Genomic DNA, 25,046 nt, shown 5'->3' on the forward strand with positions numbered 1-25,046 from the left:
CTTATGCCCTTCCGGCCAGCAGCGCGCGGCTGATGATCACGCGCATGATTTCATTGGTACCTTCCAGGATCTGATGCACCCGCAGATCGCGGACGATCTTTTCGATCCCGTAATCGGCCAGATAGCCATAGCCGCCATGCAGCTGCAGGCATTGGTTGGCCACCTCGAAGGCGCGGTCGGTCACATGCAGCTTGGCCATGGCGCAGAAGGTGCTGGCATCCGGGGTGGCGTGGTCCAGCTTCCATGCGGCCTGCCGCAAAAAGATGCGGCTGGATTGCAGCGCAGTCTCCATCTCGGCCAGCCGGAACTGCAGGGCCTGAAACCGGTCCAGCGATTGGCCGAACGCCTTGCGGTCGCCCATATAGGTCAGCGTCGCGTCCAGCGCTGCCTGCGCCCCGCCAAGGGCCGAGGCCGCGATGTTCAGCCGCCCCCCGTCCAGCCCGGCCATCGCATAGGAAAAGCCGCGCCCCTCGTCGCCCAACAGGTTCCCGGCAGGGATCAGGCAATCATCGAACTGGACCTGCGCGGTGGGCTGGGCACGCCAGCCCATCTTGTCCTCGGGGGCGCCAAAGGACAGGCCGGGGGTGCCATCCTCGACGATCACGGTGCTGATGCCCTTGGGCCCGTCCGCGCCGGTCCGCACCATCGTGACATAGGCGTCCGAATAGCCGCCGCCCGAGATGAAGGCCTTGGTCCCGTTCAGCCGCCAGCCATCGTCCCCGGCCACCGCCCGGGTGCGCAGTGCGGCCGCGTCCGAGCCGCTGCCCGGTTCGGTCAGGCAATAGCTGAAGATTTTCGTCATGGAACACAGATCGGGCAGCCAGCGCCCCTTGTCCGTATCCGAGCCATAGCGCGCGATCATGCCGCCGCACATGTTGTGGATCGACAGGAACGACGCGACCGAGGGGCAGGCCATCGACAGCGCCTCGAAGATCAGGGTGCCGTCAAGCCGCGACAGGCCGCTGCCGCCATCCTCTTCGGGCACGAAGATGCCGCCCAGACCAAGGGCCGCCACATCGGGCCACAGATCGCGGGGGATGGTGCCGTCAGCCTCCCATGCGCGGGCATGGGGCGCGATGCGGGTGGCGCCGAAATCGCGGGCCATGTCGAATATGGCCTGCTGTTCCTCGGTCAATGCGAAATCCATGCGGCATCCCTCCCCGGAGCGCTTGTGACGTCTGTGTCTGTAAGTGCCAGATGTTGCGACAATGTTGCAACCGTTCCGGGCCTTACAGGTCGCGGCGGAACTCGGCGATCAGGTGGCGGGTGACGGCCTGCATCGCCTCGGGCGGGCTGGCACCGGCGGCGCGGGCGCGGGCATGGACATGACGCTGCGCCTGTGCGGCCGTGCCGCCGGCCACCATGTCGCGCAGGCGGGCGACAAAGGGCTGGCTGTCCAGCGCATCGGCATCCTCGGCGATCAGATCCAGCCAGTCTGCGGCGATCCGGTCAAAGGGCAGGATCGCATGGGCGCCGAAATCGATCAGCCCCTCGGTCGTGCCATAGCGGGCGGCGCGCCAGCGATTTTCGTTCAACAGGAACGGCTCGTATTGCCGCCAGCGCTGGTTCCTGCGCGACAGGCGCCACAGCATGCGCAGGGTGGCCTGGATCAGCGCCGCCAGCGTCAACGCATCGGCCACGCGCGGACAGGCATCGCAGATGCGGGTTTCCAGCGTCGGATATTTGCTGCTGGGCCGCAGATCCCACCAGATCTTGGACCCGTCCTCGATGATGCCCAGCCCGGTCAGGGCATCGACCGAGCGTTCGAATTCCGCCCAACTGCCAAAGGCCGGGGGCAGGCCGGTGCGGGGCATGTCGCCAAAGACCGTGGTGCGATAGGAGGCAAGCCCGGTATCCTGTCCCATCCAGAACGGGCTGGAGGCCGACAGCGCCAGGAGATGCGGCAGGAAATAGGCGAACTGGTTCATCAGATCGATCCGCTGCGCAGGATCGGCAATGCCCACATGGACATGCATCCCGCAGATCAGCATCCGCCGCGCCACCCCGCCCATGTCGCGCGACAGCTGGTTGTAGCGGTCCTTGTCGGTATGGTCCTGATCGCGCCAATCGGCAAAGGGGTGACACGAGGCCGAGACCGGCGCCAGCCCGTGCTCCGCCGCACGGGCCGCCACCGTCGCGCGCAGATGGCGCAAACGCTCGCCCGCCTGACGGATATCGGGGGCGACGGGGGTGCCGATCTCGATCTGGCAGCGCAGGAATTCAGGGCTGACCTGATCGCCCAGATCAGCCTCCAGCGCCGCCATCAGCGCCTTGGGGGCGGCGGCGAGCTGGCAGGTCTTGGTGTCGACGAGCAGATATTCTTCCTCGATGCCGAGGGTGAATTCGGGGTCTTGTGTCATGCGGGGCCCTGTGGATGCGGGACCGTGACCTTGCGTGGCAGGCCTTGGGTTTTGCGTCCCGCGAGCGCCGGGGGGCTGCGCGCCCCCCGGACCCCCTGCGGGATATTTTCGTGAAGAAGAAAGGGTTTCAGTCCATCGCCTTGAAGTTGAACTCTCTTCCTTCCTTGATCCCCGAGGGCCAGCGCGCGGTCACGGTCTTGGTGCGCGTGTAGAAACGGAACGCGTCGGGGCCGTGCTGGTTCAGGTCACCAAAGCCGGATTTCTTCCAGCCGCCGAAGGTGTGATAGGCCAGCGGCACCGGGATGGGCACGTTGATGCCGACCATGCCGATATTGATGCGGCTGGCAAAGTCGCGCGCAGTGTCGCCGTCGCGGGTATAGATGGCCGTGCCGTTGCCATATTCATGGTCCATGGCCAGACCGATCGCCTCTTCATAGGTCTTGGCGCGGACGGTGGTCAGGACCGGGCCGAAGATCTCGGTCTTGTAGATGTCCATGTCGGGGGTCACGCGGTCGAAGAGATGCGGGCCGACGAAGAAGCCGTCCTCGTATCCCTGCAGGTTGAAGTCGCGCCCGTCGACGACCAGTTCGGCGCCCTGATCCACGCCGGTCTGCACCAGACGCAGGATATTGTCCTTGGCGGCCTTGGTGACCACCGGGCCATAGTCGATATCGTCGCCTGCAGTCCAGGGACCGACCTTGAGCCGCTCGATCTGCGGGATCAGCTTAGCGATCAGCGCGTCGGCGGTTTCATCGCCCACCGGCACCGCGACCGAAATCGCCATGCAGCGTTCGCCCGCCGCGCCATAGCCCGCGCCCACCAGCGCATCCGCCGCCTGATCCAGATCGGCATCGGGCATGATGATCATATGGTTCTTGGCGCCGCCGAAGCATTGCGCCCGCTTGCCCGTCGCGGCCGCGCGTTCATAGATGTATTGCGCGATCGGCGTCGATCCGACAAAGCCCACCGCCTGAATGACCGGGCTGTCGAGGATCGCATCGACGCTGTCCTTGTCGCCGTTCACGACCTGGAGCACGCCATCGGGCAGGCCGGCCTCTTGCAGAAGGCGGGCCAGCATCAGCGGCACCGAAGGATCGCGCTCGGACGGTTTCAGGATCATCGCATTGCCCGCCGACAAGGCCGGGCCCATCTTCCACAAGGGGATCATGGCGGGAAAGTTGAAGGGCGTGATGCCCGCGACCACGCCAAGCGGCTGGCGCATGGAATACATGTCGATGCCGGGACCGGCGCTGTCGGTGAATTCGCCTTTCAGCAGATGGGGCGCGCCGATGCAGAATTCGATCACCTCCAACCCGCGCTGGATATCGCCCTTGGCATCCACGAAGGTCTTGCCATGTTCCGAGGACAGCGCCTCGGCCAGCTTGTCCATGTCGCGGTTGATCAGCCCGACAAAGGCCATCATCACCCGGGCGCGGCGTTGCGGATTGGTCGCGCCCCATTTGACCTGAGCGATGGCGGCGCGGTCGATGGCGTGGTCCATCTCGGCCTTGGTGGCCAGCGACAGGCGGGCCTGAACCTCTCCGGTGGCGGGGTTGAAGACATCGGCGAAGCGGCCCGAGCTGCCCTTGTGGTCCTTGCCGTCGATCCAGTGGTGAATTTCGTCCATCGCATCCTCCTGAAAGCTGTTGGGGGCAGGGTAGTCTTGCACAATTGCGGAATAAAGGGGAATGCTGGCAAAAGGGTTTTGCGTTTTTGCAAAGGTAAGTCAGCGATGGACTGGGACGATCTGCGCATCTTTCTGGCGGTGTCGCGGGCGGAAAGCCTGTCGGGGGCGGGGCGGCGGCTGGCCATGGACGCCTCGACCGTGGGGCGGCGGGTGGCGCGGCTGGAACGGGCCATCGGGGCGGCGCTGTTTGCCAAGACGCCGCAGGGCTATACGCTGACCGCCGAGGGGGCGCGGCTGGTGGCCCCTGCCGAGGCCGCCGAACAGGCCGCCCTTGCCGCAGCCGAAGGGGTCGCGCGCGAGGCCGGGATCACCGGGCAGCTGCGCATCGGGGCGCCCGACGGCTGTGCGAATTACCTGTTGCCGCAGGTGGCGCGGGATCTGTGCGAGGCCCATCCGGGCCTGGAGGTGCAGATCGTCGCCCTGCCGCGTGTCGTCAACCTGACCCGGCGCGAGGCGGATATGGCGATTGCCGTCTCGCCCCCCGATACGGGACGGCTGATGGTGCAGCGGCTGGCCGATTACCGGCTGCATCTGGCGGGTCATGACGATTATCTGGCCCGCCATCCGCCGCTGCGCGATCTGGACGATCTGCGCGGCCATCGGATGATCAGCTATATCCCCGACATGATCTTTGACCGCGAGCTGGATTACCTGTCGGCCACCGGGGTCGAGGCGTCGCAGATCAGCAGCAATTCCGTCGCGGTGCAGATGCAGGCGGTGCGGGCGGGGGCGGGGCTGGGGATCGTGCATGACTTTGCCGTGCCCTCTGCGCCGGGCGTGCGCCGGGTGCTGATGGACCGCTTTGCGCTACGGCGCAGCTTCTGGATGATCCGGCATGCCGATGACCGCGCCTCGCGCAGGCTGACGTTGCTGGCAGAGGCTGTGGCGCAGGGCATCCGGGCGGAATTGGCGCGGCTGGAGGGGGTCGGGGATGCGTGCCCCGTTCGTGGGACTTGACGCGGGCCGATTCGGCGAAAAGGATGAACCTGTACAAGCCGGAGGGGGCCGATCATGCTGGTCAAGCAATTGCTGACGATGAAATCCGATGTATCCAAGCCGTGGATCGATTCGGGGACGATCGTGACGATCCTGCCCGAGACGACCCTGGGCGAGGCTGCGCGGCTGCTGGCCGAAAAGCGCATCGGCGCGGTGGTCGTGTCGCGTGACGGGCGGCGGCCCGACGGGATCCTGTCGGAACGCGACATCGTGCGGCAATTGGGCAAGCACGGCCCCGAGGTGTTGGCCCAGCCCGTCGGCGGGGTGATGACCACCGCCGTGCAGACCTGCACAACCGGCGAAGATGCGCTGACGATTCTGGAACGCATGACCGAGGGGCGGTTCCGTCACATGCCGGTGGTGGATGGTCAGGGTGACATGCTGGGCGTGATCTCGATCGGGGACGCGGTCAGCGGGCGGCTGAAAGAGCTGGCGGCCGAGAAAGAGGCCCTGACCGGCATGATCATGGGCGCCTGACGCGGGGTCTCGGGCCGCGCTGCGTGGGCGCAAACTTGCAATCGGGGCGCAAATGCGCTTTGCCTGTGCAACGAAACCATGACCCAAGGACGCGATCTTTATGCGCATCGGCCTTTATCCCGGCACGTTCGACCCGATCACCCTTGGGCATATCGACATCATCCAGCGCGCGATGGCGCTGGTCGACCGGCTGGTGATCGGCGTCGCGATCAACCGCGACAAGGGCCCGCTGTTCGATCTGGAACAGCGCGTGGCGATGGTTCAGGCCGAATGCGATGCCATCGTCGCCAAGACCGGCGGCGAGATCGTGGTCCATCCGTTCGAGAATCTGCTGATCGATTGCGCCCGCGATGTGGGTGCGACGATCATCGTGCGCGGGCTGCGGGCGGTGGCCGATTTCGAATATGAATTCCAGATGGTCGGCATGAACCGTGCGCTGGACAGCAGCATCGAGACGGTCTTCATGATGGCCGATGCGCGGCGGCAGGCCATCGCGTCCAAGCTGGTCAAGGAAATCGCGCGGCTTGGCGGCGATGTGTCCAAATTCGTGACGCCCCCCATCGCCGAGGCGCTGATGCGCCGCTACGGCTGAGCGTCGCGGATCATGCGAAAGGCCCGCAGGGGCGGGCCTTGCAGACCCAGCCATGAAAAAGGCCCGCCAAAGCGGGCCTTGCAGGCAGTGGTCGGAAATTATTCCGAAACGGGCGGCGCCAGTTTCTTGGTGCCTCCATTGTTCAGCGGATCTTCCTGACGCTGGACCGAGCCTTCGAAATGAGCGCCCGATTCGATCGCGATGGTCTTGTGGATGATGTCGCCTTCGACCCGGGCCGAAGCCGTCAGCCGCACCTTGAGCCCGCGCACGCGGCCCACGACGCGGCCATGCACGATGACATCATCGCCGACGATTTCGCCCTTGATGGTGGCCGATTCGCCGATGGTCAGCTGGTGGGCGCGGATATCACCCTCGACCGTGCCTTCGATGGTGATGTCGCCCTGCGTCTTGATATTGCCGGTCACCGTCAGATCGGGCGACAGGACCGAGGGCGACACGCGGGCGCGCGGCGCCGCTGCGGGGGTCGCGGTCTCGGCGCTGCGTTCGGGGGCTGCCTGCGGGGCGGTGGCGGCGTCCTGCGGGGCAGGGGTCTGGCTGGGGCGGTTTTCGGTCACGCGGGTCTTACTGAACATTGTCTGCTGCCTTGATGAAGCTCATCGGGTCCACGGCCCGACCGTTCATCCGCACTTCGTAATGCAGATGCGGACCGGTCGAACGTCCGGTATTCCCCATATCACCAATCCGGTCGCCTTGCGACACCCGATCGCCGACTTTCACATGGATGCGGTTCAGGTGGGCATAACGGGTTTCGGTGCCCAGTTCGTGGCGGATCTTGATCAGATTGCCATAGGCGCCCTGACGACCGGCAAAGGTCACGACACCGTCGCCGGTCACATGGATCGGCGTGCCGACCGGACCCGCCATGTCGATGCCTTCGTGCATCCGGCCCCACCGGCGCCCGAAGCCCGACGTGTAACGGAAGCTGTCGGTCACCGGCATCGCCAGCGGCAGCTTTTCGATGGCGATGCGATAGGTGTTCATCTGGTCCAGCGTCACGATGATCTGCCGGGCCTTGGTCTCGCCCTGGCTCAGCGCCGCGTCGCCGCGCGTCGAATAGGACATCGGCGTCAGCGGGCCCCCCTGACCGGAATAACCGCTGCGGATGGTGCGCAGCACTTCGTCGGGGTTCATGCCGACGCTGCGGAACACATCGTCCAGCGGCGCGACGGACACGGTCACCGCGTCCTCCAGCTGGGTCAGGATCTCATCGTTGCGGGCCAGGATCTGGTCGCGTTCGACGGTCAGTTCCTGCGCGGCCAGCTTGGCGGTTTCGGCCTGATGTTCCGCCTCGACCCGCTGATCGGCGGCGCTGCGCAACTCGCCCGACAGAATGTCCAGCGCGACCGAGAATTCCTCGGCCCGGTCGGGGCCGGCGGCATCGGTGGTGCTGGCAAGCGCCGGATCCTGATCGGCGATGGTGTCGCGCAGGGTGGATTGCACGGCCGCCAGACCGGTTTCCAGTTCGCGGCGACCCTCTTCCGAGGTCAGCAACTGCGTCTGCATCTGCGAGACCTGATCCAGCGCGACGGCAAAGCGCGACTGCGCGGCCAGCGCTTCGGCCGCGCGGGCGTCGCGTTCGGCCTGCAGCTGTTCCAGACGCTCCTCGAACGCAGCCTGACTGCGCTGCATCTGATCGCGGGAATTGCCCGAGCTTACCGCGTCGATCACCAGAAACGAGCTGGCGACCAGCGTCCAGCCGAAGACCAGCGTGATGCCACTGATGCCAACTGCTTGCGTGACCGGGCGCAGGCGGACAAAGCGCGTGGTGTCATCGGACCGAAGGAAAAGCCGTTGCTCGGGCAGCCACTTTTCAAGCGACGCGTTCAGTCGATCCATCACCGTCATTGTCAGATTCTGTCCCCCGAAGGCACGCCGTTTTCTGAAGGCGAGGCGCGTTGGTTCCGTTCAGCCTTGGGTAAACAGCAGCTGTGCCTTCATGGCAACATCCCCCGGGCATACGGTTCCGTTCATTGGCGGAACCCTGCCTTGGTCGGCGGTGATCCGCCGAAAAGTGTAAACGAATCGTAAATATTTAAGCGATTTCATAGGGCAACGGGCCGTCCCGATCCTGCGGAATACGCAATGCCCGATCAATAGGCGGCACGGAGCGCTGGTGGCAGGCCCGGCGCGGGCAGATCCGGCAGGAAATCCCGATCGGTTCGAACGCCTGATGGCGGGTCAGATCCAGCCCGTCGGCATAGACCATGCCGGTCGCGTGGTTCACCTCGACCCCCAGCCCGATGGCGAAACGGCGGACCGGCGCGTTGAAGGCGCCCGCATGTTTCGACACGTCGCGCGACAGCAGCAGATAACGCACCCCGTCCGGCGTTTCGGCCAGCTGGCGCAGAAAGCGGCCCGGCTGTTCAAAGGCCTGATGCACGTTCCACAGCGGGCAGGCACCGCCAAAACGTGCGAATTGCAACCGGGTCGCGGAATGGCGTTTGGTGATCGTGCCGGCCTGATCGACGCGCACGAAAAAGAACGGCACGCCCTTGGCGCCGGGACGCTGCAGCGTGGACAGCCGGTGCGCCACCTGTTCCAGCGAGGCGCCGAACAGATGCGCCAGACGTTCCAGATCGTGACGCTCGGCCTTTGCCGCGGCCAGAAAGGCGCGATAGGGCATCAGCGCGGCACCCGCAAAGTAGTTCGCCATCCCAAGCCGCGCGATCTGTCGGGCGGTGGGGCTGCGAAAGCGGGCCAGATCCAGCGTGGCCTCCAGCAGATCGCCCTGATGTTCCAGCGCGACCAGATGCAGCAGCTGGAACAGGCGGGTGGGGGCTTCGGCGGCGGCATTGACCAGCAGGCGGTCGCCGTCGCGGCGAAAGACTGCCGCTGCGGGCAGCTCGGTCAGCTGGACGCGCAGACCGCGCGCCGCCAGCGCCGCCACGGCCAAGGCCCATGGGTCGCCGCGCGTGCCGCCCGGACAGGCGAAGCGTTCGGCGGCAAGATCGACTGCGTCGATATAGTTGTCGCAGTAATGAAAGAAATCGCGCACCTCGTCCCAAGGTGTGCTGAGGCTGTTCTGACCGGCCGCGCCGATTGCCTGATCCAGCGCCGCCAGCCGTTCCTGCCCGTCGCGATGCGCGCGGTACAGATCCAGAAACGCCCGCGCCAGCACCGGGGCATTGCTGGCCGCCAGCCGCAGATCGGCCAGAGGCGGGGCGGCATCGAACAGCGGATCGGCCAGCGCCTCTTGCATGTCGATGACCATGCGTTCGGCGTCGCCCGCCGCCAGCGTCGTCAGGTCGGTGCCGAATTCCTGCGCCATCCGCAGCAGGGCACCCGCGCTGATCGGCCGGTGGTTGTTTTCCATCTGCGACAGATAGGGCAGCGAGACGCCCAGCTTTTCGGCAAAGCGCCGCTGTGTCAGCGCGGCCCGGGCGCGGGTTTCGCGCAACGCGTGACCTGCATAGATCTTTTGCGTGGCCATGTCGCGCACCCCCCATTTGCAAACCCGATCTTAGCGGTTGCAAAGCCTGCGGGGCAAGAGGCCTAGCCTTGCCGGACCAGCTGTGCCTCGCGGCGGAAAACCCATGCGATGGCCAGCAGCGACCCCACTGCCGAGGCGGTCATGATCAGCAACAGCGGCGTCGCCCCGCTGCCCGGCTGCAACAGGTTCCCGGCCAGCGCCGACAGCGCGGCCCCGCCGCCCACCGCCAGCGCGCCGCCCAGACCCGAGGCGGTACCGGCCAGTTCGGGGCGCACGCTCATCATCCCGGAATTGGCATTGGGCAGCACCATGCCATTGCCCAGGCCCATCACCGCGATGGCGCCAAAGAAGATCAGCGGGCGCACATGCCCCGCCAGATCGGCGATCAGCGCCAGCGACAGACCGATGACGCAGGTGATGGTGCCCCACAGGATCATCCGGTTCAGCCCGAAACGCGGCGAAAACCGGGCCGACAGGAAATTGCCGGTGACATAGCCAAGCGAGGGGGCCGCGAACCAGTATCCCACCTGCGCGGGCGTCAGCCCGAAGACCTGATCGCCGACAAAGGGCGCGCCGCCCAGATAGGCGAAGAACGCCCCCGAGGACAGCGTCGCCGCCCCGCAATAGCCCCAGAAGCGGTGCGAGCGCGCCAGGATCGGATAATTCGCCCATTGCCGGCGCAAGGACAGGCCGCCGTCGCGCACCGTCTCGCCCATGTCATGCCAGGACAGGGCAAGGACGGCGATGCCCAAGGCGCCCATGACCGCGAAATTCGCCTGCCAGCCGAAGGCCTGATCCAGAAGCCCGCCAAAGACCGGCGCCATCATCGGCACCACCGCCATGCCCATGGTGACATAACCCAGCATCGAGGCCGCGCGGTCGCCGTCATACAGATCGCGCACCACCGCGCGGGGCACCAGCATGCAGACGGTGATGACCGATTGCAGCAGGCGGAAGATCAGGAAGGTCGTGGCCGTGGTGGCCAGCAGCGTGCCGATGGTCGCCAGCAGAAACCCCACCAGCCCCCAGATCACCACGGGCCGCCGCCCAAAGCGGTCGCTGAGCGGGCCACCCAAGAGCTGCAGGACCGCGCTGGCGCCGATATAGGCCGAGACGGAAAGCTGCATCACCCCGTATTCCACCCCGAAATCCCGCGCCATGCCCGGCAGCGAGGGCAGAAACACATTCATCGACAGGGCCGAGACGCCCGACAGAGCGACCAGCGTCAGCAGGTGGGGCGGGGTGCGTGGCATGAAACCTCCTGATCGCGGGAGGATTGCATCATGTGCAGAATGGCCCGCCTTCGCGGTCATAGCGCGCGGCTTGGCCCTGCACCAGAGCGGGCGGTGGATTTGCATCCCGCGACGGACGGGGGGCCGGCCCCCCGCACCCCCCTTGGTGGTCGGATCGAAGGAGCGTTCGTCGGGGGCGGTGCGGGAGCCTCTGGCGGGGATATTTGGGCCAAGATGAAAGACCGGGCGGCGTGGTCAGCCGAAATCGTGGAAGATGAACCAGGCGCCAAGGCAGATCAGCGAAAAGCCGACGCCGTGCTGCCAGCCGATCTTCTCGCCCAGATAGGCCCAGGAGAAGATGGCAAAGACCGAGAGGCTGATGACCTCTTGAATGGTTTTCAGCTGGGCGGCGCTGAAATAGCCATAACCGATGCGGTTGGCGGGAACCTGCATCAGATATTCGAAGAAGGCGATGCCCCAGCTAATGAAGATGACGGTGACCAGCGGTGCCGTCTTGAATTTGAGATGGCCGTACCAGGCCACCGTCATGAAGATGTTCGAGGCCAGCAGCAGGCCGACTGTGGCGACCGGGATCGGCAGGTTCAGTCCCATTGGGTCTGTCGGTCGCGGGCGAGGTTGCCGAAGCGGGTAAATTGCCCCTCGAAGGCCAGTTCGACCGTGCCGATGGGGCCGTGGCGCTGTTTGCCCAGGATCACCTCGGCCTTGCCATGGACGTTTTCCATCACCTGCTGCCAGCGGGCCATGGCGTCCAGATCGCTGTCCGAGGGCTTTTCGCGTTCCTTGTAATATTCCTCGCGGAAGACGAACATCACGATATCGGCGTCCTGTTCGATCGAGCCGGATTCGCGCAGATCGCTGAGCTGTGGGCGCTTGTCCTCGCGGTTTTCGACCTGGCGGGATAGCTGCGACAGGGCGATGACCGGGATGTTCAGTTCCTTGGCCACGGCTTTCAGCCCTTGGGTGATCTCGCTGACCTCGTTGACGCGGCTGTCCTTGGCGGTGGCGGCCTTCAACAGCTGGAGGTAGTCGACGATCAGCACGTCAAGCCCATGCGTGCGCTTGAGTTTCCGGGCCCGCGCCGCCAGCTGGTTGATCGGCAGCGCCGGGGTATCGTCGATGAACAGCGGGCAGTTCTGCAAGGCATGCGCGGCCTCGACAAAGCGGCGGAATTCGCCCTCGTCCATATTGCCGGACCGGATGCGTTCGCTTGGCACCTCGGCGGCCTCGGACAGGATCCGGGCGGCCAGCTGTTCGGCTGACATTTCCAGACTGAAGAAGCCGACGACGCCGCCCTCCACGGATCCTTGCGTGCCATCGGGTTTTTCGCCCAGCTTGTGGGTGCGGGCGATGTTGAAGGCGATGTTGGTGGCCAGTGCGGTCTTGCCCATGGACGGGCGCCCGGCCAGAATGATCAGGTCGGAATTGTTCAACCCGCCCATCTTGCCGTCCAGATCGATCAGCCCGGTGGAAATCCCCGACAGCTTGCCGTCGCGCTGATAGGCGGCATTGGCGACCTGCACGGCGCCGGTCACGGCTTTCAGAAAGGACTGGAACCCGCGTTCGGCCACCCCGGCCTCGCCCAGCTTGTAGAGCGTCTGTTCGGCGGCCTTAATCTGTTCCTCGGCATCGTCGCCGACCTCGACCGAGGAGGCGCGGGCCGAGATGTCCTGACCCAGCAGCATCAACTCGCGGCGCAGGGCGAATTCGCGGATCATCTGGGCATAGTCGCGCGCCGCATAGGCGCTGATCGCCGAGGCCGCCATGCGCGCCAGATAGGCGGGGCCGCCCAGCTCCTTCAGCCCGTCGTCATTGTCCAGAAACGCCTTGATCGTGACCGGGCTGGCCAGCGCGTTGCGGCGGATGCGTTCGGCGCAGATGTCGAAGATGCGGGCATGGACGGGATGATAGAAATGGTCCGACTTGATGATCTGGCTGACCCGGTCGAAGACGTCGTTGTTCGTCAAAAGCGCGCCCAGCAATTGCTGTTCCGCCTCGAGCGAGAAGGGGATCGCCTGTTTGTCGTCCTCGCCTTCGGTCTGGCCGGGGATGATCACGCGCAATCCGCTCATGTCGATGCCTGCTTTCTTGTTGTTCGGGCCAGTCTAGCGCAAAGGGCAGGGCGGGGGTATCGCCCCGCCCCGCATTTTCGGTTGATGGATCTGTGGACAGGCTGTGGATAAGCCGGTTTCAGCCGTTTGCCGCCTGCCATGCCCGCGGATCGGTCAGAAACGCCTCGACCTCGGTCAGGGTGGCGGCGTCGAACGCGCCTTGCGCGCGCGCCTCGGCCAGGACGTCCCACCAGGTGCACAGGTGATGCAGGGCGACGCCGTGATCGGCCAGCCGCTGCGTGGTTTCCGGAAAGATGCCGTAATAGAAGATCACCGCCGTATGGGCGCAACTGGCCCCCGTCTCGCGGATCGCATCGACGAAGGACAGCTTGCTGCCACCATCGGTGGTCAGATCCTCGACCAGCAGCACGCGCTGACCCTCGGTCATCACGCCCTCGATCCGGGCATTGCGGCCATAGCCCTTGGGCTTCTTGCGCACATAGGTCATCGGCAGGCCAAGCCGTTCGGCCATCAGCGCACCAAAGGGGATGCCTGCGGTTTCACCGCCCGCCACGTTGTCGAAGGCCTCGAAGCCCGCATCGCGCATGACGGTGGCCGCCATGAAATCCATCAGCGTGGCGCGCACGCGCGGAAAGCTGATGATGCGGCGGCAATCGACATAGGTCGGTCCCTTGAGCCCCGAGGCATAGGTAAAGGGCATGTCGGCGTTGAAATCGACGGCCCTGATCTCAAGCAGCATCCGCGCGGTCAGGCGGGCGATCTCTTCGCGGGGGGGGAAGGTCAGGCTCATGCGTCCTCCAGATGCCAATAGAGGGGGAAACCGGGGTCGAAGACGGTGACCGTCTCATCGCCTGCGGTGATATGGGTGGGATAGGCTGCGGGCGTGTCGCGGCGGGTCAGCGTGATCCGGCCCTCGTTCGGGGGCAGGCGATAGAAGGCCGCGCCGTTAAGGCTGGTAAAGGCCTCCAGCCGGTCCAGCGCGCCATCGTCCTGAAACACTTGCGCCAGAATCGACAGGGTGTTGGGCGCGGTAAAGCAGCCCGCGCAGCCGCAGGGCTGCAGTTTCGCGGCATCCGTATGGGGGGCGCTGTCGGTGCCCAGGAAGAACCCCGCATCGCCGCTGGTCGCGGCCTCGCGCAGCGCCAGCCGGTGGGATTCGCGCTTGGCGACCGGCAGGCAATAGTAGTGGGGCCGGATGCCGCCCGCCAGAATGGCGTTGCGGTTGATCACCAGATGATGCGTGGTGATGGTCGCTGCCAGATCATCCCCGCCCGCCCGGGCATAGGCCACGCCCTGCGATGTGGTGATATGTTCCATCACCACCCGCAGGCCCGGCACCTTGCGGCGCAGCGGGTCCAGCACGGTATCGATGAACACGGCCTCTCGGTCGAAGATGTCGACGGCGGGGTCGGTCACCTCGCCATGCACACACAGCGTCACACCGGCCTCGGCCATCGCCTCCAGCACCGGGCGGACGCGGTCAAAGTCCGTCACGCCCGAAGCGCTGTTGGTGGTGGCGCCTGCCGGGTACAGCTTGACCGCCCGGATGATGCCGTCCCAAAAGGCCGCGATCACGTCGGCCGCATCGGTCGTGTCGGTCAGGTACAGCACCATCTGCGGGTCCAGGGCGGCGCCAGCAGGCAGGGCGGCCCGGATGCGGTCGCGATAGGCCGCGGCCTGCGCACCGGTGACCACCGGGGGCACCAGATTGGGCATGATGATCGCGCGGCCAAAGCCTGCGGAATGCGGCGCGACAGCGTTCAGCATCGCGCCGTCGCGCAGATGCAGGTGCCAGTCGTCCGGTCGGCGGAGGGTCAGCGTCTGTGTCATGAGGGTGCCTCTATACATGGCAGGGGATGATTGCCAAGTTGTCTTGGTCATAATTCAGGAACCATGACGGAAAGTGGTGGTTGTCCCAAGGCAGCCCGGACCCCATTCTGGGCCATGACGCACGAAGACCGTGCTGTTGCCAGAAAGCAGGCTTTCCCATGACTCCGATGAACCCGATGATTCCGCCTGCCGCGCAGATCCGACTGGTCAGCCAGTTCGCCCGCATCGCGATCGAGGCGCAGATGGTGATCGGTCTGCGCATGGCGGGAATGATGGGCCTGATGACCCAGGCCCCTGGCGAGCCCTTCCTGATGATAGCCGAAAAGCAGGCCGCCGCGTCCGAGGCGCTTTATGCCATGGCCAGCGCCGGGATGCGCGGCCACAGCACCGAACGGATGCTGTCGGCGGGCATGCGCCCCTATGGTCGTCGCACCCGTGCCAATTCCCGCAGGCTGACCGTGGTGAAATAACCCGTCACCGCGATGATCGAACATGCAAAAGGGCCCCCGGATGCGGGGGCCCTTTATCGTCGTCCGTTTGGGCGAAATCAGATCAGCTTGCCCATGGCGACAGCCGTGTCCGACATGCGGTTCGAGAACCCCCATTCATTGTCGTACCAGGTCAGGATGCGGACCATCCGGCCCTCCATGACCTTGGTCTGGTCCATGTGGAAGATCGAGGAATGCGGATCGTGGTTGAAATCCGACGAGACCAGCGATTCCTCGGTATAGCCCAGCACGCCTTTCAGCGGACCGTCGGCGGCGGCCTTGATGGCCGCGTTGATCTCGGCGACCGAGGTGTCGCGGCTGGCTTCGAACACCAGATCGACGACCGACACGTTGGGGGTCGGCACGCGGATGGCGACGCCGTCCAGCTTGCCCTTGAGTTCCGGCAGCACCAGACCCACGGCCTTGGCCGCCCCGGTCGAGGTCGGGATCATCGACAGCGCTGCGGCGCGGGCGCGGTACAGATCCTTGTGCATCGTGTCCAGCGTCGGCTGATCGCCGGTATAGCTGTGGATCGTGGTCATGAAGCCGCGATCGATGCCGATCGTATCGTTCAGAACCTTGGCCACCGGCGACAGGCAGTTCGTCGTGCAGCTGGCATTGGACACGACCAGATCGTCCTTGGTCAGCGTGTCATGGTTGACGCCGAACACGATGGTCTTGTCGGCATCCTCGCCCGGCGCCGAGATCAGCACACGCTTGGCCCCGGTGGACAGATGCGCCTGCACCTTGTCCTTGGAGGTGAACAGGCCCGTGCATTCCATGATCACATCGACATGGCCCCAGGGCAGTTCGGCGGGATTGCGGATGGCGGTCACCGCGATCGGACCGCGACCCACGTCGATGGACGATCCGTCCACCGTGACCTTCGCCGGAAAGCGGCCATGCACGCTGTCATAGCGCAGCAGATGGGCGTTGGTCTCGACCGGGCCCAGATCGTTGATGGCAACGACCTCGATATCGGTGCGGCCCGATTCGATGATTGCGCGCAGGACGTTGCGACCGATCCGGCCGAAGCCGTTGATGGCGACCTTGACTGCCATGGGTATCCCTCTTGAACAGGTAATGGTTGGGGGTTGTCTAGCGTGGCGACAGGCCTGATGCAAACGCGGAAAGGCTGTCCAGCGCTAACGGGGCAGAGGCCCGTCCCGGTCGCAAAGGGCACCCCCGGGAACGGCCAGCCCCGGAACGCCTACCGCCAGAAGCTGACATATTCGATAAAGGCGGCCATCGTCTTGGCGGCCTGCAGGGGCAGTCCCCCGCCCAGCCAGATCTGGTCGATGGCGAACACCGCAAAAATCAGCAGCAGCAGGGCAATGGCGATCTGGTTGGTCATCGGCGCCTCCGGTCGGTGCTGTATCGCGCGGTGCGGCGGCGGGGGCAAGCCCGTCCGCCCCTGCCGCCGGCCCCGGACCGACCAACCGGCCCGCCCCGCAGCTTGCCGCACAGGCGCGGCGCTCTGGTCAGCGAACCCTGTCGCCCGGGGCCTCTGAACGGACAGGAGGTCAGGCGTCGTCCTGCGGCAGCTTCAGGATCAGCTGGTTGGTTTCCTCCAACCGGCGGATGGCGGCGACCACCTCGGTCATGGAATCCTCGATATCCTTGGGGCGGGGATTTCCCAAAGCCTCGCGCGCCTCGCGCAGCGTTTCGGCCATGCGTTGTGACAGGTTCGACAGGATGAAATCGGCAGCCGCCGAATCGGCCTCTTGCGGGGCGGCAAGGGCGCGCACCAGGGTCGCCTGGTCCACCTCGCGCGTCAGGCGGGGCACGTCGCGCGGTTCAAGACGGGTGGGGATATGGGCAAAGATGAAGATTGCCTTGCGCACTCCGGCGGCAAATTCCGCGTCGCGTTCGTCCAGCATGCCCAGCACATCGTCGCGCAGATCGGCGGTGGCAAAGTTCAGGATCGCCCCCATCCGGTCGGCGGCGGGAATGGCGATCGCCGGTTTCGGCTGCGTCTCTGCCGCCTGCAGCAGCACCAGCCCCACGCGTTTCAGCGCCGGAGGCGTCACGCCCGAGGTCATCGACATCGCCTGCGCCACCACCCGCGCCCGGTCGCGGGGCAGGGCCACGAACACCGCCGAGGCCGCCTCGACCGGCAGCTTGGACATCATTAGCGCGACCAGTTCCACCGATTCCGAATTGGCCAGCTTGATCAGCGCGTCATGGGGCAGGATGCACAGCCGCGGCCAGGGGTCGGCCTGACCGGTGATCGCGGCGCGCTGGCGCAGCCGGTCCGAGCTGACATCGGACAACCGCTTGCCCAGCAAGGCCAGCGTGCCGTCCAGATTTCCCGGAAAGGTGACGCCCACCGATTCCAGACGGTCGCAGAATTCGGTGATCACCGCGTCGCGGGTCTGCAGGTCGATCACCTCCATCCCGACCATTTCCTGCGCCAGCAGGGTCTGGCTGTCGCTGTCCAGCTGGTCCAGCCCGCCCATTTCCTTGTCATCCAGCAAGACGCGGACGATCACCGCCGCCTTTTGCCTTTGGCTCAGTCCGATCTGGCCGGTCATAGCTTGCCCCCGTCGCATGCGTTCAGGGGGCATCTTGCCATGGCAAATCCTAAGATCGGATTGACGCGCGCGCCCTTAAAGCGGCGTCGCGTCGAAAACCCGCGCAAAGATCGTGTCGACATGTTTGGTGTGATAGCCCAGATCGAATTTCTCTTCGATCTCGGCGGGGGACAGGGCAGCGGTCACCTCGGGGTCGGCCAACAGCTCGGTCTTGAAATCGGCGCCTTTTTCCCAGACTTTCATGGCGTTGCGCTGAACCAGACGATAGCTGTCCTCGCGCGACACACCCGCCTGCGTCAGGGCCAGCAGCACCCGCTGCGACATGACCAGACCCTTGAACTTGTTCATGTTGGCCAGCATCGTTTCGGGATAGATCACCAGCTTTTCGACCAGCCCCGCCAGACGGTGCAGCGCGAAATCCAGCGTAATCGTGGTGTCGGGCGCGATCGCGCGTTCGACCGAGGAATGGCTGATGTCGCGTTCATGCCACAGGGCGACATTCTCCATCGCGGGAACCACGGACATGCGCACCAGACGGGCAAGGCCGGTCAGGTTTTCCGACAGGACCGGGTTGCGCTTATGCGGCATGGCCGAGCTGCCCTTCTGGCCGGGGCTGAAGAATTCCTCGGCCTCCAGCACCTCGGTGCGCTGCATGTGGCGGATCTCGATGGCGATGTTTTCGATGCTGCTGGCGATCACGCCAAGCGTGGCGAAGAACATCGCATGGCGGTCGCGGGGGATGACCTGCGTGCTGATCGGTTCGGGGCGCAGGCCCAGCTTGGCGCAGACATGTTCCTCGACCGCCGGGTCGATATTGGCGAAGGTGCCGACGGCGCCGGAAATCGCGCCGGTGGCGATCTCGTCGCGGGCGCGTTCCAGACGGGCACGGCCGCGCGCCATTTCGGCGTAGAAGCGGGCGAAGGTCAGGCCCATCGTGGTCGGTTCCGCATGGATGCCATGGCTGCGACCGATGCGGACGGTGTCCTTGTGTTCGAAGGCGCGCGTCTTCAGCGCCGCCAGCACGCGGTCCATGCCCGCCAGCAGCAGATCGCTGGCGCGCACCAGCTGCACGTTCAGCGTCGTATCCAGCACATCGCTGCTGGTCATGCCCTGATGCACGAAGCGCGCCTGATCGGCACCCACATGTTCGGCCAGATGGGTCAGAAAGGCGATGACGTCATGCTTGGTCACGGCCTCGATCTCGTCGATGCGGGCGACGTCGAACTGCACGTCCTTGGCGCGCCAGAGGGCCTCGGCATTTTCGCGCGGGATCACGCCCAGATCGGCCTGCGCGTCGCAGGCATGGGCCTCGATCTCGTACCAGATGCGGAATTTCGTTTCGGGTGACCAGATGGCGACCATGTCGGGGCGGCTGTAACGCGGGATCATCGGGGGCTCCTTTGCGGTTGGCGCGGGCATAGCGGGACCGGGGGCCGGGGGCAAGTTTTCATGCATCCACGTGGCTTTGGGGCGGAACATTCCGCACGGGCGGCGGGTTTGGGTGCCAACAAGACCTGACATCCGATCGGAGAATCCCATGCGCCGTCCCCATGATGCCCAACCCCCGCTGACCGACGCCGACCGCACCAGCCAGACCCGCTTTGGCCCGCGCCCGGTCCCCGAGGGGCATAAGACCGCCGCCTCTGTTCATCGCAGGATGGATGCCGGCAAGGCTGCGCGTCGGGTTGGGCTTGAGGGAAGAGAGCCGTCGACGACCGCCAAGATCGTGGTCTGGGGCGGTGTCGCCTTGGGCATGGCGGGGATCGCTGCGGCGACCTCGCTGGCGGTGCGCGCGCTGAGCGGCGATGACCGCGCCCCCGAACGGCCCCATCATTCCCCCTATCGCGATGGCCCGCGCCCCGTTGCGCCGCGCTTTGCCGATCTGGACGAGGAAGAGCGCGAGGCCGTGCGTCGCCGCGTCCGCGCGCAGGCCCGCGACGACAGCCGCTATGCAGCGCAGGTGCGCGCCAAGGCCGGTCGCGGCCGGGGCGGCAACATCGCCAAGGATCTGACCCGCACCGCGACCGATCTGTCGCAGGGGCTGAACGGCGTCGCCCAATCGCTGGTCGGCGCGTTTCAGTCGTTCCGCGGCGTCTCGCATCAGGCGACCAGCATCGTGGGCGATTTCGTCGCCGCTGCCGACCAGCTGCGCGCAATCCTGAACGGCGCACCCGGTCCGCAGCCGGGGTCGCGCACGACGGATCCCGCGCGCCCGATGCGCGACGATGACCGCACCCGGCCCTGATATCGGGCCTGATCCTTGACCGACCATGAAAGGCCGGGAATGCAGCAGAAAACCGGCGTCCTCGGGGCGCTTCTCGATCCCTTGGACGACCAGACGCGACAGAGGTTCGGGCTGAGCGCGCCTGATGGCGGTGCGACCGATGCCGGTCCTGCGGGTCCGGTGCCCGGCCTGCGCGACATGCATCGCCGTGACTGGCTGACGGTCGGCAAGGCGCTGATGACGCAGATCGGCGATGATCGGGTCACGTCGGTCGCGGGGGGGATCACGTTCTTTGGTCTTCTGTCGCTGTTTCCGGCGATCACGGCCTTTGTGTCGCTGTACGGGCTGATGGCCGATCCGATGACCATCCAGTCGCATCTGCAGATGCTGCAGGCCCTGCTTCCCGACAGTGCGTTCGAGATCATCGCGACGCAGGTCACCTCGATCGCCTCGGCCCCCACCGGGGCCTTGTCGTTGGCAGGGGTCATGGCGTTGCTGATGGCCTTCTGGTCGGCCAATGGCGGGATGAAGGCGCTGCTATCGGCCCTGAACGTCGCCTTTTTCCAGCGCGAGACGCGCAGTTTCGTCCGCCTGAATATCGTGGCGATGTGCTTTACCTTGGGCGGTCTGATTCTGATTGCGCTGATGCTGGTGGTGATCGCCGTCATTCCCGCATTGCTGCGGATGCTGCCGATGGGTTGGGGTGGCGAGACCCTGGTCAGCGTCATCCGCTGGCCGATCATGCTGGCGGTGCTGATCGCGGCGCTGGCGGCGGTCTATCGGTGGGGACCGGCGGCGCCCAAGTCGCGCTGGCGCTGGATCTCGCCGGGCGCGGTCGTGGCGGCGCTGCTGCTGGTGACGATCTCGATCCTGTTCTCGTGGTATGCGGCCAGTTTCGGCAATTACAACGAGACCTACGGCTCGCTCGGGGCCGTCATCGCGCTGATGACATGGCTGTGGCTGAACGCAACCATCGTGCTGATCGGCGCCGAGATCAATTCCGAGCTTGAGCGCCATCTTAAGCATATGGCAGGATTGCCCGACCAGCGTCCGCAACGGAAAGAGCCGAAATCCTGATGGCCGTCTCGCCCTATCTGCCCCTCGGGATTGCGATCGCGCTGGAGGTGCTGGGCACCACGCTGTTGCAGCGATCGGAACAGTTCACCAGACTGGCCCCGACGGTGGGGATGGCGGTTTGCTATCTGGCCAGTTTTTATCTGCTGTCGGTCAGCCTCAAGGTGCTGCCCCTGGGCGTCGCCTATGCGATCTGGAGCGCTTGCGGCGTCGCGCTGGTCGCGATGATCGGACTGGTCGTCTTTGGCCAGCGGCTGGATCTGCCCGCCGTGCTGGGGTTGGGGCTGATCGTCACCGGCGTGGTGGTGATCAACGTCTTTTCACGCACCGTCGGACATTGAGGCGCGGGGTTTACCGTTCAGTCAGCTTCAGTTCGATCCGGCGGTTCAGGGCGCGGCCGTCGGACGTGTCCTCGGGCGCGATGGGGCGGGTATCGGCAAAGCCGGTAGGCGCCAGCCGGTTGTCCGGAAAGCCCAGATCGTCGATCAGATAGCGCACGACGGCCAGCGCGCGGCCTTGGCTCAGTTCCCAGTTGTCGGCATAGCGCCCTGCGCCCGACAAGGGCAGCCCGTCGGTATGGCCGTCCACGCGGATGATCCAGTCGATCTCGGGCGGGATCTCGTCCGAGATGTCAGTGAGCAGCTGCGCCAGCGATGCGATCTGGGTTCGCCCGGCATCGGACAGGGTCGCCTCGCCCTGCGCGAACAGCACTTCGGACTGAAACACAAAGCGGTCGCCCACCACCTGCACGCCCTCGCGCCCCGACAGGATCTGCGACAGCCTTCCGAAGAATTCCGACCGATAGCGGGTCAGATCCTGTGCCTCGGCCTCGGCGCGCAGCCGGGCCTCTTCCTCCAGCGCAAGGCGGGCGCGGGTTTCCTCGGCGGTCCGGACCAGCGCGGCGTTCAGTTGCTGACCAAGGTCCGAGACGCGCAGTTCGGCATCCTGCTGTTCCTCGCCCGCCGCATCCAGCAGGGCCTGCAGCGATCCCAGCTGCGCGCGCAGCTGCGCCACCTGTTCGTTCAGCAGCGCGACCCGGCGCTGCCCGTCATCGGCCAGACCGTCCTGTTCGGCCAGTTGAGCCTGCGCGGCGGCCAGCAGCGCGGCATTGCGTTCGGCCTCGGTCAGTTGGGTGTCCGCCTCGGCCACGGCCTGATCGCGGGCGGCATTGGCGGCGGCCAGCAGGGTCAGGGTTTCCTCGGCCTCGCGGCGGCGTTCTTCCAGCGCCAGGGTCATGGCGGTCAGTTCGGCGTCCGCGCTTTGCAGGCGCTCGCGCAGCAGGCGGGCGGCCTCGGCTTCGGCCAGACGGGTTTCCTCGGCCTCGGTCAGGCGGGCGGTGGTTGAGTCGAGGCGGCTTTGGGCCTGCGCCAGCGCGGTGTCCTGCTGATCGACGCGGGCGCGCAGATCGGCGGCCAGCGCCTCCAGTGCGTCGCGGCGGGCGGCAGCCAGACGCGCGGCCTCGGCCACCGCGTCGGTTTCCGCGCGGGCCGAGGCGATGGCCAGTTCGGCCGCCGATGCGCGGGTTTCGGCCTGATCCAGCCGGGTTTCCAGTGCCGCGACTTGTGACTGCCCCTGCGCACGCTCGGCCAGCAGGGCCGCGACCTCGGCCTCGAAATCGGTCAGGCGGGTGCGGGCGGCGTCCAGTTCGGTCTCGCCCTGCGCCAGCTGGCTGGTCAGGCGGGCGATGCGGGCAGCGCGGTCGCGGGCCTCGGCCTCGGCCCGGGCGGCGCGTTCGGCCTCGGTCTCAAGATCGCGGGCCAGTGCGGTTTCGCGGGTCTCCGAGGCGTCCAGTGCCTGACCCAGGGCCGCCACCTGACGGCCCAGCCCCTCCAGCTGCTGCTGCTGGCGCGAGATGATCTGATCCTGCCCGGTGATCGTGCCGTCCTGCGTGGTGATCTGTTCGCGCAGCACCGATTGCACGACGGTAAAGATCGTCAGCACGAACATCAGCACCATCAGCAGGGCCGTCATCGCATCGACGAAGCCCGGCCAGATGGTCGATGAAAAACGCTGCTGGGACGACCGGGACAGGCGCATCTGCCTTACGCCCCGTGACGCGGATCGGCGACCGGATCGCCAAACCGCGCCGCCCGCACCGCGCGGGTCAGCACCAGAATGTCAGAGCGCAGTTCAGCATGCATCTGGTCGCGCCCCTCGGTCAGATCGGCCGACAGGCGCTGCAACGCCGTCTCCAGCCGCGACAGATCGGGCGGCGGGGCAGGGGCCACGGGGGCAGTATGGGCCTGCCCGTCGGCCAGACGGTTCAGGGCGCGGGTCAGTTGATCGGACTGGCCGCTGGCGGCGTCGCGTTCGGCCTGCGCCTCGTTGACCAGCGCGTCGATGGCCTGCGCCATGACGACCACGCGTTCGTCGGCCATCAACGCGGCCTCGTCGCGCATGGCATCGCGTTCGATGTGATAGGCCTGCAGGCGTTCCATCTGTCCGGCCATCTGTTCCAGAAACCCCGCCAGCGCCGCCTGATCGACCCCGTCCCCCTCGCCCGAGGCGATGCTGAGCCGGGTAAAGCCCGACATCCACTCCTCCAACTCGCGATAGAAACGGTTCTGACCATGGGTCACGAACAGCTCCAGCAGGCCCACGACCAGCGACCCCGCCAGCCCCAGCAGCGATGATGAGAACGCCGTGGCCATGCCGCCCAGCTGCGATTCCAGCCCGGTCATCAGCTTGTCAAAGACATCCAGTCCCGTCTCGCCATCCTGCGGGGCCAGCGCGCGGATTGTGTCGACGACCGCCGGAATGGTCGTGGCCAACCCATAGAACGTGCCCAGAAGGCCCAGAAAGATCAACAGGTTCGCCAGATAGCGGGTGACATCGCGCGCCTCGTCGATGCGGGCCGCCACCGAATCAAGGATCGAGCTGGCCGAGCTGGCGCTGATCGCCCCCCCGGCAGGCCCGCGCGATCCCAGAAGCGCCGCCAGAGGCGCCAGCAGGCGCGGGGCCGCGTCATCCGAACCGGGGGTCTTGTCGGCTTTGCTGCGCCGGGCGGCAAAACGCTCGATCCAGCTGACCGAACCGGTCAGCTGCGCCACCTGCCAGAAACAGGCCAGCACACCCAGGGCAAAGACGCCCAGAATCAGCCCGTTCAGCCAGCGGTTCGCGTCAAAGATCGACAGGATGCGGCCATAGGCGAACCAGCCGCCCGCCAGCACCAGCCCCAGCACCGTCAGCATCAAAAGGATCTGCCGCACCGGCTGAGAGAAACGCGGCGGGCTGCCCGCCCCGGTCAGCGCCTGATCGCGGGTGGCCGAGATGCGCCGGTTGGTCAGTGTCTGCCGCGAGGGTCGCTGCGGGTCGCCATTGGTCGGATCGCTCACCGGTAAATCCCCGTCCCGTCGATGCTTTTGCCCGACTGTAGGGCGGCCCGCCCCGGTTGCCAAGCATTCCGGGTGCGGCGCTCAGCCCGGCGGCGGCAGCAGCGCCCTGACAGCCTGCGACAGGGCATCCAGATGATCGTCGGCCATGCCGATCTGCGCCAGATGAGCGGCGGTGTTGAACAGATAATCGGCATTCGGCCCGCGCCCGCCATGGGCGCGGGCGATGATGCGGGCCTGTTCATCGGCGGGCAACCCGCCCGCATATTGCCAGTGATCGCGCCGCATCACATAGGCCAGCGCCTGCACCCGGCGCCCGTCATCCAGCGCCAGCGGCAGGATCGCCTCGCGATAGGCATCGGTCACCAGTTCGCGTGCGCGCAGATCGGCCAGCACGCGGTCATGATCGGCGGGTGCGATGCGCAGGGCCAGCCCCTGACACAGGGCGCCGTCCTGCGGGTCCAGCCCCAGCACCAGCCCGGGCAGCGCCTCGGTCCCGCGATGCTGGATCGATTTCAGGCAAAAGCTGCGGGCATAGCCCGACAGCCGCGCGGGCACCGTCTCGGCCGGGGAAAACCCCGGATCCCAGATCAGCGAACCATAGCCGAAGACCCAATCGATGCGTTCCATTGTCCGTTCCGTCGCCTGTCCGGACAGGCTATGACATGCGCGACGCGGA

The 25,046-nt window shown here is 66.2% G+C and carries 25 protein-coding genes; 7 read left to right on the forward strand and 18 right to left on the reverse strand.

Annotated features, from left to right (window positions below; genetic code table 11):
- Position 1: 1 nt before the first annotated feature.
- From EG885_RS04735 to EG885_RS04745, 3 genes are all read right to left on the reverse strand, one after another.
- Positions 2–1,147 carry an acyl-CoA dehydrogenase family protein gene (locus EG885_RS04735; RefSeq protein ID WP_131573337.1) on the reverse strand — a complete coding sequence of 382 codons (1,146 nt, stop codon included), beginning with the start codon at positions 1,145–1,147 and terminating at the stop codon, positions 2–4.
- A gap of 82 nt (positions 1,148–1,229) precedes the next feature.
- Positions 1,230–2,360 (reverse strand): carboxylate-amine ligase, encoded by a 1,131-nt coding sequence (locus EG885_RS04740; RefSeq protein ID WP_131573338.1) that lies wholly within the window; start codon positions 2,358–2,360, stop codon positions 1,230–1,232.
- Positions 2,361–2,487: 127 nt separating this feature from the next.
- Complete coding sequence (locus EG885_RS04745; protein WP_131573339.1) at positions 2,488–3,987, reverse strand: CoA-acylating methylmalonate-semialdehyde dehydrogenase; 1,500 nt, start codon at positions 3,985–3,987, stop codon at positions 2,488–2,490.
- A 105-nt stretch (positions 3,988–4,092) separates the two neighbouring features.
- Between EG885_RS04745 and EG885_RS04750 the strand changes: the two genes are divergently transcribed.
- The 3 genes from EG885_RS04750 to coaD all read left to right on the forward strand — a co-directional run bounded on the left by EG885_RS04750 (position 4,093) and on the right by coaD (position 6,112).
- Positions 4,093–5,004, forward strand: a complete 912-nt coding sequence (locus EG885_RS04750) for a LysR family transcriptional regulator (RefSeq protein ID WP_131573340.1) — start codon at positions 4,093–4,095, stop codon at positions 5,002–5,004.
- Positions 5,005–5,058: 54 nt separating this feature from the next.
- Complete coding sequence (locus EG885_RS04755; protein WP_131573341.1) at positions 5,059–5,520, forward strand: CBS domain-containing protein; 462 nt, start codon at positions 5,059–5,061, stop codon at positions 5,518–5,520.
- Between the two features lie 100 nt (positions 5,521–5,620).
- On the forward strand, positions 5,621–6,112 hold the full coding sequence (gene coaD / locus EG885_RS04760; RefSeq protein WP_131573342.1) for a pantetheine-phosphate adenylyltransferase: 492 nt from the start codon (positions 5,621–5,623) through the stop codon (positions 6,110–6,112).
- A 98-nt stretch (positions 6,113–6,210) separates the two neighbouring features.
- Here the strand turns inward: coaD and EG885_RS04765 are convergent, their stop codons facing one another.
- The 8 genes from EG885_RS04765 to pyrC form a co-directional block, all read right to left on the reverse strand.
- Positions 6,211–6,705: a bactofilin family protein gene (locus tag EG885_RS04765; protein ID WP_131573343.1), complete on the reverse strand. Its 495-nt coding sequence runs from the start codon at positions 6,703–6,705 to the stop codon at positions 6,211–6,213.
- Positions 6,695–7,978: a M23 family metallopeptidase gene (locus EG885_RS04770; protein ID WP_131573344.1), complete on the reverse strand. Its 1,284-nt coding sequence runs from the start codon at positions 7,976–7,978 to the stop codon at positions 6,695–6,697. The genes EG885_RS04765 and EG885_RS04770 overlap by 11 nt, the downstream gene beginning before the upstream one ends.
- Positions 7,979–8,165: 187 nt before the next feature.
- Positions 8,166–9,563: a helix-turn-helix domain-containing protein gene (locus EG885_RS04775; RefSeq protein ID WP_131573345.1), complete on the reverse strand. Its 1,398-nt coding sequence runs from the start codon at positions 9,561–9,563 to the stop codon at positions 8,166–8,168.
- Between the two features lie 62 nt (positions 9,564–9,625).
- A complete protein-coding gene (locus tag EG885_RS04780) occupies positions 9,626–10,816 on the reverse strand; it encodes a multidrug effflux MFS transporter (RefSeq protein ID WP_131573346.1) in 1,191 nt (396 codons plus the stop codon).
- A gap of 234 nt (positions 10,817–11,050) precedes the next feature.
- Positions 11,051–11,407, reverse strand: coding sequence for a DMT family protein (locus tag EG885_RS04785; protein ID WP_131573347.1), 357 nt, complete (start codon positions 11,405–11,407; stop codon positions 11,051–11,053).
- Positions 11,398–12,885, reverse strand: a complete 1,488-nt coding sequence (locus EG885_RS04790) for a replicative DNA helicase (RefSeq protein WP_131573348.1) — start codon at positions 12,883–12,885, stop codon at positions 11,398–11,400. Before EG885_RS04790 ends, EG885_RS04785 begins: the two co-directional genes overlap by 10 nt.
- Before the next feature lie 118 nt (positions 12,886–13,003).
- Complete coding sequence (locus tag EG885_RS04795; protein ID WP_131573349.1) at positions 13,004–13,675, reverse strand: orotate phosphoribosyltransferase; 672 nt, start codon at positions 13,673–13,675, stop codon at positions 13,004–13,006.
- The gene (pyrC, locus tag EG885_RS04800) at positions 13,672–14,715 is read right to left on the reverse strand and encodes a dihydroorotase (protein ID WP_131573350.1); all 1,044 of its coding nucleotides are present in this window, start codon (positions 14,713–14,715) and stop codon (positions 13,672–13,674) included. The genes EG885_RS04795 and pyrC overlap by 4 nt, the downstream gene beginning before the upstream one ends.
- A gap of 158 nt (positions 14,716–14,873) precedes the next feature.
- Here pyrC and EG885_RS04805 point away from each other — a divergent pair, with 158 nt between their 5' ends.
- A complete protein-coding gene (locus EG885_RS04805) occupies positions 14,874–15,185 on the forward strand; it encodes an antibiotic ABC transporter (RefSeq protein WP_131573351.1) in 312 nt (103 codons plus the stop codon).
- A 77-nt stretch (positions 15,186–15,262) separates the two neighbouring features.
- Here the strand turns inward: EG885_RS04805 and gap are convergent, their stop codons facing one another.
- The 4 genes from gap to purB form a co-directional block, all read right to left on the reverse strand.
- A complete protein-coding gene (gene gap, locus EG885_RS04810; protein ID WP_131573352.1) occupies positions 15,263–16,264 on the reverse strand; it encodes a type I glyceraldehyde-3-phosphate dehydrogenase in 1,002 nt (333 codons plus the stop codon).
- A gap of 149 nt (positions 16,265–16,413) precedes the next feature.
- Entirely contained in the window at positions 16,414–16,557 is a 144-nt protein-coding gene (locus tag EG885_RS22635) for a hypothetical protein (RefSeq protein WP_165571037.1), read from the reverse strand.
- Between the two features lie 169 nt (positions 16,558–16,726).
- A complete protein-coding gene (locus EG885_RS04815; RefSeq protein ID WP_165571038.1) occupies positions 16,727–17,737 on the reverse strand; it encodes a FliG C-terminal domain-containing protein in 1,011 nt (336 codons plus the stop codon).
- 75 nt (positions 17,738–17,812) lie between these two features.
- Positions 17,813–19,126: an adenylosuccinate lyase gene (gene purB, locus EG885_RS04820; protein WP_131573354.1), complete on the reverse strand. Its 1,314-nt coding sequence runs from the start codon at positions 19,124–19,126 to the stop codon at positions 17,813–17,815.
- Positions 19,127–19,274: 148 nt separating this feature from the next.
- Here purB and EG885_RS04825 point away from each other — a divergent pair, with 148 nt between their 5' ends.
- Genes EG885_RS04825 through EG885_RS04835 form a run of 3 tightly spaced genes read left to right on the forward strand, consistent with a single transcriptional unit; the run spans position 19,275 to position 21,376 of the window.
- The gene (locus EG885_RS04825) at positions 19,275–19,982 is read left to right on the forward strand and encodes a hypothetical protein (protein WP_131573355.1); all 708 of its coding nucleotides are present in this window, start codon (positions 19,275–19,277) and stop codon (positions 19,980–19,982) included.
- 39 nt (positions 19,983–20,021) lie between these two features.
- Positions 20,022–21,038 carry a YihY/virulence factor BrkB family protein gene (locus EG885_RS04830; protein ID WP_131573356.1) on the forward strand — a complete coding sequence of 339 codons (1,017 nt, stop codon included), beginning with the start codon at positions 20,022–20,024 and terminating at the stop codon, positions 21,036–21,038.
- Positions 21,038–21,376 carry an SMR family transporter gene (locus EG885_RS04835; RefSeq protein ID WP_131573357.1) on the forward strand — a complete coding sequence of 113 codons (339 nt, stop codon included), beginning with the start codon at positions 21,038–21,040 and terminating at the stop codon, positions 21,374–21,376. Before EG885_RS04830 ends, EG885_RS04835 begins: the two co-directional genes overlap by 1 nt.
- 10 nt (positions 21,377–21,386) lie before the next feature.
- Here EG885_RS04835 and EG885_RS04840 read toward each other — a convergent pair whose 3' ends face one another.
- The 3 genes from EG885_RS04840 to EG885_RS04850 form a co-directional block, all read right to left on the reverse strand.
- Complete coding sequence (locus EG885_RS04840; RefSeq protein ID WP_131573358.1) at positions 21,387–23,072, reverse strand: peptidoglycan -binding protein; 1,686 nt, start codon at positions 23,070–23,072, stop codon at positions 21,387–21,389.
- A gap of 5 nt (positions 23,073–23,077) precedes the next feature.
- Positions 23,078–24,370, reverse strand: a complete 1,293-nt coding sequence (locus tag EG885_RS04845) for a biopolymer transporter ExbB (RefSeq protein ID WP_341352750.1) — start codon at positions 24,368–24,370, stop codon at positions 23,078–23,080.
- Between the two features lie 81 nt (positions 24,371–24,451).
- A complete protein-coding gene (locus EG885_RS04850; RefSeq protein WP_131573359.1) occupies positions 24,452–24,997 on the reverse strand; it encodes a gamma-glutamylcyclotransferase in 546 nt (181 codons plus the stop codon).
- Positions 24,998–25,046 lie beyond the last annotated feature (49 nt).

Origin of the sequence: Paracoccus nototheniae (assembly GCF_004335005.1) — a bacterium.
GTDB lineage: Bacteria > Pseudomonadota > Alphaproteobacteria > Rhodobacterales > Rhodobacteraceae > Paracoccus > Paracoccus nototheniae.